We start from the raw sequence: 9247 nt of genomic DNA, 5'->3' as shown, positions 1-9247 counted from the left end.
TAAGTTAGGAGAAAAACGAGAGACGTGGGTGACTGCGCCTTCTTCAAAAAAAGCCATAGGTTTAATGGATACATTAACGGAGCGGTGGCGAAAAGAAATAGAATACCCCGATGATAAATACAATAACACCCTGTGGGTTAGTCAAACATATCGTTCTAGGCCCCCAGTATTAATCATAGATTGGAATGAACGACTAAAACGATTTTGCAAACAATTTGGTTTCATTGTTACTAGCGAGGATTATCAAGAGTGTATAACTTCTAATCCAAATTCAATTGAGCGAGTTAAGAAGTATGTGAAAGTTGGTCAACCATGGTACATAACCACTCACCAATTTAGACGTACTTTAGCATTTTATTGTATTAAAAATCGCTTGAGCACAGTAGTCGCTCTCAAGCAGCAATTTAAGCATATCCACCTTGCCATGACAGAATGGTATACCAACGGTGGCAAGCTAGCGAGTTTGCTAGATTTAAAAGTGGATACCAAAATACAGCAAACACTCGAAGAGATTAATGCTGAAACTACTGCCAACAAAATATTCAAACAGTGGCACTCTGACGAAACGCTATCAGGCACTCATGGCAAAGCGATAATGAAAATGCGAGGGGATGTGCCGACCATTTATAGCTCATGGGATGTTATCTATAAAGCCGTAAAGGATGGTAAATTGACACTACATGGTTCGATGCACAGCTATTGTAAATCAGGTTATGACTGCGATATGGATGGTGTAGTCGCCCCGCAGTTCTGCGTGGATTGCGCCTCTGGTAGTAGTATCATTGACGATCAGCAGGCTAAGTTGTGGCAAAAAAAACACTGTAATCTAGTAGCGTACATAGAATCAGGCGAGGAAATATCTGTCAGTGAACGTAGCCACTACATAACTCAAATCCGAGCAGCAGAAAATGTCATGGCCGACTTTGATATGCCCTTTACCCCTTTTGAACCTGATTTAAAAGTAGCTAACTCATGATTAAGAGCGAAAACACTCTACTAGCATTAGAGGCAGCTTTAGACCGAATTGCTCAAGGAAAACCCAAGCGTATACCGACTCACCGTAAGCTCAGTGTGAGAGCCGTTGAGGAAGAAGCTAATTTGGGTAACGGCAGTGGCTATTACTACCCCGAACTTGTTGAAAAGGTTAAACAGACCAAAGCAGAAATTGCTGCAGGTAACGGTGAAATAGTCCAACCAGAGATCCAGACCGTGCGCACCAAGCTCAAAGAACAAAAGCGTATCAAGGAAAACTTTAAGGCCAAGTATGAGGCTGAAAGAGAGAAATTAGCCCTGTTCGCTGCTTCACAGCACCACCTTAACGACAAGCTGGTTCAAGCATTGGCTCATATAGAAGATTTGGAGTTTGAAAATTCCCAATTACGTGAAGAGTTAGCTCAACTAAAGCGAAGTAAGGTTGTTTCGATTAAGTAATCGTTGAGTTGAGGGATATTTAAAGCTTACAGCTTACTCAATACTATCAAGCTTTCTCTTAATGTGGTCGATAAGGTTTTTCTTGTCGACCTCACTCAAATGTTCTATCAAACAAGTAAGCTCTGCGGAGTCAGCATCCTCACAAAAAGTAACTCAATGGCATTCTGAATCCAACCCGAACACTAATAAACAGCACTACCACCTTTAATTACTCGCTAAAACTCAGCACTGGCTTCAGCAGGTTTATTGTCTAACTTAAGATGCTCCCAATCACTTTCATCGGAATAATCTTTCCCCCGAGCTTTAACATCATACATTTCATACCCTCCAAGTCCCGACTCACCAATCACAAGCGGGTGCTTAACTTCAAAATCCACGTAGATTGTATCCCCATAAAACATTTTATCTGGGTCATTTGAGCCTGAAAGAGTACAAGAGTACTTAATGTAGAGTCCATCTCCGGATACCCACCGGTGCGAGACTTTATGTAGATCATCAACGTCGTCAAAATGAGCATTGGTTATCGCCATCTCTGAGTTAACGGCATCAGCCTCTATCATTTCTGAATATACAGTATCCCAAAGTTCCTCAATCGCTTCTTCAGCCACATTGTCTAGATCTTGGAGCTGCAATGAATACTGATCCAAAGTCATTTGGATATGTTCGAACAACCAACTTGAATCATAATCTTCTTCATTTTCTGATTCGATTACACTATTCAAACAATCAAATAAAGTTTCCGAGTCGTACGAGAGGTACTTTATCTTTTTTATGTTCTTGGCTGTGAATGATTCATCTTTGATCAATTGTTCAAAACCTTGGTAGCCGAAGGTTGCAGCGATGATTTCTGATAAATGGAACAATGAATATCGTCTTTCATCATCATTTAGACTGTCGGAAAGAGTATTCATATATTGATAAGCAAGGGGAAACTTCAAAGTAAGCAGTTCATTTTCATGTTCAGCTTTGCTCTTCTCGAAAGCAAACGTTGCCTTTGTTGTTTCTTGAGACTTTTTAGCTTCCTTTCGAGCCAACGTCTCATTGGCTAACTTCAGTTCCTTAACTTTTTCTTGCGCTTCAAGGTACTTCTCTTCAATTAGTTTTTTTCTAGCTTCAGAGGCAGCGGCTTCTTCTTGCAACTTTTTAGTTTTGGCAACTGAATTTTCAATCTCAGCTCGAACCTCATCTTCTGCAACCTTATCTTGTAAATTAGCCTTTGCTGTCGCTTTTACTAATCGACCACGATCTAATTCTTTATCAACATCTTGATCTACTTTATGACCGTATCTCAGCTTGTCACTATGCTTTTGGATTTGTTGAATAACTAGATGTAAGTAAGGAGAAATCAACAGATAAGAACACGATAAAATTAACGGCCACCATAACGTATCCCAAACATTACTATGATCTACAGAAAGCCATTCAACTGACTTTTTAAAAAAGGACACGCGATTATCAACACTTTGACGACCAAAAAATAATAGAGCTATTTTATCCCAGTTTACAATTCCCCATGTAACAATGAACGCACCGAAAAATGGGCTTGTTAATCGACTGTTTATGTTACTGGTAAAGGATTCCCAAAGTTCTTTTACGGTTTCACTCATATTTAAAACCCACCAATAAACGTATCGACAAACCCTTTGAACTTCTCAGTCAACCGACCAACAATCTTTTTACGTTGCAGTATCGTAGGTTTGGTTTGTAGCGTTCCTGCAAAGTCATCCCGTAGCGGCATCTCTTCGCTAAGCTCATAACGGTTAACCAAGATTTCTAACTTATCTGTATCTAGGTTTTCTTCAGTTGCCATGCTTTCTAGAGCTTCTCGCTTCTCTTTTTCCCAGAAGAATTCAAACTCTTCTTCAACATCAGCGTGAGCAGGAATTCCGTCAAGATGCTCACTCATGAACTTCTCAATTAGAGCCTTCTTACTGAGTAACGTAGGGTCAGAGGCAATCAAGTTCGCGATAACCTGACGCTTACGTTCTTTCTCGTCAGTGCTCTCCTCTTCATGTAGCTCACGCAGTAAGTGAAGAATGTAACCAACATTGACTTCATCACGGTGCATTAACTCAAGTTCAAAGTCGACGTCATCAAGTATTGATACTTTCTCTTTGGTTGAGTTCTCACGTAACTGGCGATTTAAGTCGGCATATTTGCTGGTGAAGTCCTGAAACTCTTGATCGCTCATTGCGGTCGAGTCCATATCGAAATCAGCGAAATTACCCAGCATATTTTTAAGACGCATCAACTCTCGGAACTGCCTAACAAACAGAGCCTGAGCCTCTTCATCAGGAAGGTCATCAACTGAATCAACTGTTGGCGTAATTGCCATTAACGCTTCATAAGCTTTATCAAAGTCTGCTAACAGATCTTCAAATGGCGGTATAACAATAGATTCATTCGGCTGCTTGTTAGAGAACAACGTAAAGGCATCATCTGCTGCTTTCTTCAGGTTGCGGAAACAGACCACATTACCGTGAGATTTAGTTTCATCTAACAAGCGGTTAGTTCGTGAGAATGCTTGAATAAGTCCGTGATTCTTTAAGTTCTTATCGACATACAAGGTATTTAGCCTTGGGGCATCAAAGCCAGTCAGGAACATGTTGACCACCAAAAGAATATCGATCTCTTTGGCTTTCACTCGTTTAGAGATGTTCTTGTAGTAGTTATAGAAAGACTCGCTATCTTTGGTTGTGTAGCTTGTGCCGAACATCTTGTTGTAGTCGCCGATGAAAGACTCAAGCTTATCTCGGCTGTGCAGTTTTACAGCGTCTCCATCATTAAGATACTTCGCTGCGGCTTCTTGAACCTCGACTGCATCAACATTACCTAGCTCGTACTCTTCCTCTTCATTGGTTTCATAGCTAAAGATGGTCGCTACTTTAAGGTTGTGCTTGCCTTCCGCTTTCTTCTTAGCAAGCAGTTCATAGTACTGAACCAACTCAGGCACACCAGATACACAGAACATCGCGTTGTAATCGCGACTGTGCGTCTTTCTTCGGTGATGAGCAATAATGTAGTCGGTAATCTTATCAAGACGCGCAGGAGAGCTTAGAAGCTCTTTAGTGTCGATATCTTCTACTTCAATATCAAGGTTGTTGTTCGAACCATCTTTGTACTGATAACGTCCCACATACTCGATGGCAAACTTCAGAACGTTATTGTCACGAATCGCATCAACAATCACATAGGGGTGTAAGCATTCGCCAAAAAGGTCTTTAGTGGTTTTCTTTATGGATTTCTTAGCGACTGCGTTTTCAGCAAAGATTGGCGTCCCCGTAAAGCCAAACAATTGAGCCCCCTTGAAGAACTCTGTGATGTTATGGTGCGTATCACCAAATTGGCTGCGGTGACACTCATCGAAGATAAAAACAATATGTTTATCTTGTAGCGCTTCCATCTCATTTAAGTAGCGCTTTTTAGTCACCACGTTATTGAGCTTTTGCAGTGTCGTAACGACAAGTTTGCTGTTGCGGTTTTCGTTAATCTTTTTTCCTTTAATTGGCTTATCGATTAACTGATGAAACAGCATATTGGTATTGTCTGTACTATCTACACAACCTTTGGCAAAGGCATTAAATTCTAACGCTGTTTGGTAATCGAGGTCTTTACGGTCAACCACAAAAACGACTTTATCGACTTCACTTAATGAAGTCATAATCTGCGCAGCTTTAAAAGACGTCAGCGTTTTACCTGAACCCGTTGTGTGCCATATGTAACCGTTCAAGTCTGTGGTTTTGACTTGCTTAATGATCTCTTCTACCGCATAGAACTGATACGGACGCAGCACCATTAAGAACTTTCCTGTCTCGTTCAAGACAATGTATTTCGTCAACATCGCTGTTAAATGCGATGTTGTTAGGAAAGCACTAGCGAAGCTCGAAAGTTGACTGATTTTCTTATTATCAAAATCCGTCCAATCAAAAGTTTGCTTAGCGGACATCTCGCTATTATTAGAGAAATACTGAGTATTAACCCCATTAGAAATCACGAACAGTTGAATATAATTGAACAGACCGTGGTTGGCATGATACGAGTGCTTTTGATAGCGTTTAACTTGATTGAACGCTTCTTTTAGTTCTATGCCACGTCGCTTGAGTTCGATTTGTACTAAAGGAAGACCATTTACCAATACCGTCACATCATATCGGTTGGTATAGATACCCTTCACCGTTATTTGCTGGGCAACCTGAAACTTGTTTTTACTGGCTTCATCAAACAACAAAGTTAGGTGTCGGCTGTCACCATTATCCAAGGTGACATCTAGCTGGTCGCGTAATGTCTTCGCCTTGGTGAAAATATTGCCTTTCTCTAACTTACCCAATACTTGACGAAACTCAGTATCTGAAAGCATGCACTCATTCACTTTTTCAAGTTGCGTCTTTAGGTTCGCTTCAAGCGCCGCGTTATCTTTTAGCGCAATAGCCTCAAAGCCTTGAGTGCCAAGCTGAGCAATTAAGTTATCTTCTAGTTTTTGTTCTGATTGATAAGCCATGTGACGATTTACTTTCCTTGAATGCCTTTATGTAAAGCCCTAACTAATAGGGCTATGCATATAGAAGTTACACAAACATCTGCAGTAGTAAGCCTTTTTTAAACTGTTTGGTTTGTTCTGTTTGTTCAGCAACACCCTCTATTTTGGTGTCAATAGACTGAAGAAACAGTGAAATTCTCTGTTGTTCTTTTAAGCAGGGTAAATTTAACTTCAACTCTTTAAGATTTTTGAAGTACAAACGAGTTCTTGTCCCACCTTGCTTTTGCTGGATAGCAAACCTTTTGAAATCATTACCTTCATTGAGCTGAGTCTCTAAAAAGTAAGTATCCATTCCAACTACTTTGAATACTGGATACTCTTTACTCACAGCTCCCTTTTCCCAAGTTCGATTAACATTGAACTTGAAAATCAAGTCATCACTCATGTGGCGGTAAGTAAAATGCCCTAAGGGGACAACTCCGTAGTCACCTTCATTTATCACAGATCGTTCTTGAAGATATAAACCTGTTCGGGATGAGGTCAATATTGGAATATCAGTATCAGCTCTAACAAGCTCTTTATGTGGCTCAAGGTATTTTCCAATAGACTCATAGGTCCACTCAGGAAACGCCTTACCATCTTCATCTTTGAAACGAACCTTCTGACTGAAAATTTGCTGCATCACACCTTTTTTATACTCTTTAAGTAGACGGTGCTTTTCTGTTAGCTGGCTGATTTTGGTATCGACGGAAGTAAGGAACTCTGCAATTTTTTGTTGCTCTTTCTGGCAAACAACGACCGACAGAGGATGCTGATACAACTCACGAATAGATATAAACGGCTGATCACTACCAATTGATTTGGACTCAACAAATTCTTTTATATGGAACCCAATCAAATGGTAAAGATAGTCGTAACTTACAGCGCCTGTGCTTATCACTTTACCAACTCGTTGATATAAAATTGCACCTGCATCTTTAGCTGTCAGTCTTGCAATCTTTAGCTGCCCATTTGTAATAGGTCGATTGAGTGCAAGGACAATATCACCTTCCTGTAGAACTAAATCAGGCACTGAATCTCTATAATCTTCAGGTAAATAACTTGGTTCGTTCCACTTAATAAATCCATAGCTAACGTTTTCGATCTGAAGCAATGGCCTTCCTTCTAGCGAATATTCACTAGCTTTAAACCCTTTACCAGACTTTATTGTCAGAAGATTTCCCAACGTCATTTTTTCTAGGCTAACTAAAGGAGTGGTAATACCCTTCATTGTTTCACCTCAAACGGCGCATCAATCCTCAACTCAGAGCAGAAGTTTGCAATCGTTTTATCATTTTCCAACATCGACTGATCATTACTTACCAACAACTTCGATACTCTCGCCAAGTCCACAAGTTCGTCTTCTTCAAAAGTATCCACATACCGTGGAATATTGAGGTTGTAGTCGTTCTCTTTTAAATCTGCGGGCGTTGCAACAAAGGCGAATTTATCAATCGATTTGCGTTTAGTTACGGCATCAAGAATGCGCTGTAAATCCTCTTCACGCATTACATTGTTGTTGGTACCTTTCTCAAAATGATTGCTGGCATCAATAAACAGCACGTCATCGTCTGCTTTGCGATTCTTCTTCAACACCAACACACAAGTTGGAATAGAGGTACCAAAGAAGATATTGGCAGGTAAACCAATCACCATATCCAGATAGTTTTTCTCTTTGATAAGGTGCTGACGAATATGCCCCTCTGCTGCACCACGGAATAACACACCATGAGGCAATACCACGGCCATGGTGCCATTATCATCCAGTTGGTGGATCATGTGCTGAACAAAAGCAAAATCCGCTTTTGATTTAGGTGCAAGCTTACCGTAGTCAGAAAAACGCTCATTGTTCAGGTGTAGAGGATTTGCAGACCAACCAGCAGAGAATGGAGGGTTGGCTACCACTGCGCTGAAGCGTTGCTCAATATGTGCTGGAGCTTCTAACGTATCGTCATTCTGAATGTCGAAGCGATTGTAGTGAACATCATGCATGATCATGTTCATACGAGCTAAGTTATAAGTACTTGGGTTTTGCTCTTGCCCGTAGAACTTTAAGTCTGGGTTATTGGCTTCTTTGGCAACACGCAACAGCAATGAGCCAGAACCACATGTTGGGTCATAAACAGACTTTAGATTTGGGTTATCAAGTGTCACAAGCTTAGCTAGCAGCTTAGATACCATTTGTGGTGTATAAAATTCACCGGCTTTTTTACCGGCACCACTGGCGAACATGCCAATTAGATACTCATAAGCATCACCAAGAATATCAATTTCACTGTTTTCTAAGTGAAAATCGATGTTATCTAGATGCTCAAGCACTTTAGCAATCAGTTTGTTACGAGCATCTGGCGTTTTACCTAGCTTGTTTGATGTTAGATCGAGCTCATCAAACAGGCCGTTAAAGTCATCAGCACTGTCAGCGCCCATGGTGCTTTGTTCGATATCATTAAGAACATCACGCACATCATCAAGAATGAACTCACCATCAGCTCCAGCTTTCGCAACCACATGGAACAGCTCTGATGGCTTGAAGAAATAGCCTAGCTTGTCTAGTGCTTCTTCTTGAACAGCTTCTAGGTACTCTTTACCTTCTTCGCTCTTTTCATCGATTTGAGCGAACTGAATACCATCTTCAGAGAGCAATTCATTAGCGTAGCGATTTAGCTTATCTGAAAGGTATTTGTAGAAGATTAGGCCAAGGATGTAATCACGGAAGTCATCGGCAGACATGTTACCACGAAGGGTGTTGGCGATATTCCAAAGCTGTTTCTTTAGTTCTTGTTGATGCTGTTCGACCATGGGAGTTCAGTTACATATAGTTAAGTTGGCGATATTGTAACTGAAATAAGGGATTAACTAGAGTGTAGAGATCATTTTTAAACTACGAAGTGGCTAGAAAGGCTGAAATTACGCGCTGCTTAAAAGTTCCCAATCGCAATTCATCGAATGCATTAAGAGATCCTGTTGAATTGGATTCGGTATGATTAGCATTGCTCCAGTTCAATTTTGAGTTTACTTCCTCTCGCTCTTCTAAGAGACTATGACCAGTTAGGCAAGTACGTTGGGATTCTGACTCAAACTCTATCAAGCTCTCTGTTTTCGTAAACAGACAAGAGTCAGGAATGTCTTGTTCAATCCGCTCAGAAAACTCTATCAGGCTTTGTTCTGCAAAAGTAAACAACCACGCTTGTTGATTTACTGCCTCATTAACTCTAAGAATACGCCCAAGCACCATGTGGCAACAAACTTGAAGACGCGGGATATCCGTACCTTCGCTGATCATTCCAACGCTTACAATCC

Annotated in this window: 5 protein-coding genes and 2 pseudogenes; 2 read left to right on the top strand and 5 right to left on the bottom strand. The window is 40.7% G+C overall.

The window, feature by feature from the left end; all coding sequences use genetic code 11:
* Positions 1-976: pseudogene (locus BCT81_RS10625) on the top strand (hypothetical protein); the annotation flags it as partial.
* Positions 973-1431, top strand: a complete 459-nt coding sequence (locus tag BCT81_RS10620) for a hypothetical protein (RefSeq protein ID WP_102424176.1) — start codon at positions 973-975, stop codon at positions 1429-1431. The pseudogene BCT81_RS10625 and the gene BCT81_RS10620, both read left to right, overlap by 4 nt.
* Positions 1432-1646: 215 nt before the next feature.
* Here the strand turns inward: BCT81_RS10620 and BCT81_RS10610 are convergent, their stop codons facing one another.
* From BCT81_RS10610 to BCT81_RS10590, 5 genes and pseudogenes are all read right to left on the bottom strand, one after another.
* On the bottom strand, positions 1647-3038 hold the full coding sequence (locus BCT81_RS10610) for a cell envelope integrity protein TolA (protein WP_102424174.1): 1392 nt from the start codon (positions 3036-3038) through the stop codon (positions 1647-1649).
* Positions 3039-3040: 2 nt separating this feature from the next.
* Positions 3041-5929 (bottom strand): type I restriction endonuclease subunit R, encoded by a 2889-nt coding sequence (locus BCT81_RS10605; protein ID WP_102424172.1) that lies wholly within the window; start codon positions 5927-5929, stop codon positions 3041-3043.
* A gap of 67 nt (positions 5930-5996) precedes the next feature.
* A complete protein-coding gene (locus tag BCT81_RS10600) occupies positions 5997-7178 on the bottom strand; it encodes a restriction endonuclease subunit S (protein ID WP_102424170.1) in 1182 nt (393 codons plus the stop codon).
* Positions 7175-8746 (bottom strand): type I restriction-modification system subunit M, encoded by a 1572-nt coding sequence (locus BCT81_RS10595; RefSeq protein WP_102424168.1) that lies wholly within the window; start codon positions 8744-8746, stop codon positions 7175-7177. The genes BCT81_RS10600 and BCT81_RS10595 overlap by 4 nt, the downstream gene beginning before the upstream one ends.
* 82 nt (positions 8747-8828) lie before the next feature.
* Positions 8829-9247: pseudogene (locus BCT81_RS10590) on the bottom strand (diguanylate cyclase); the annotation flags it as partial.

Source organism: Vibrio sp. 10N.261.52.A1 (genome assembly GCF_002876325.1).
Taxonomy (GTDB): domain Bacteria; phylum Pseudomonadota; class Gammaproteobacteria; order Enterobacterales; family Vibrionaceae; genus Vibrio; species Vibrio chagasii.
Note: the sequence above shows the minus strand (reverse complement) of the source record. Positions and strands in the feature narration are given on the sequence as shown.

Coding starts and splice junctions, on each gene's coding strand:
- BCT81_RS10620 (WP_102424176.1), top strand. CDS start 973: ATGATTAAGAGCGAAAACACTCTACTAGCATTAGAGGCAGCTTTAGAC.
- BCT81_RS10610 (WP_102424174.1), bottom strand. CDS start 3,038: ATGAGTGAAACCGTAAAAGAACTTTGGGAATCCTTTACCAGTAACATA.
- BCT81_RS10605 (WP_102424172.1), bottom strand. CDS start 5,929: ATGGCTTATCAATCAGAACAAAAACTAGAAGATAACTTAATTGCTCAG.
- BCT81_RS10600 (WP_102424170.1), bottom strand. CDS start 7,178: ATGAAGGGTATTACCACTCCTTTAGTTAGCCTAGAAAAAATGACGTTG.
- BCT81_RS10595 (WP_102424168.1), bottom strand. CDS start 8,746: ATGGTCGAACAGCATCAACAAGAACTAAAGAAACAGCTTTGGAATATC.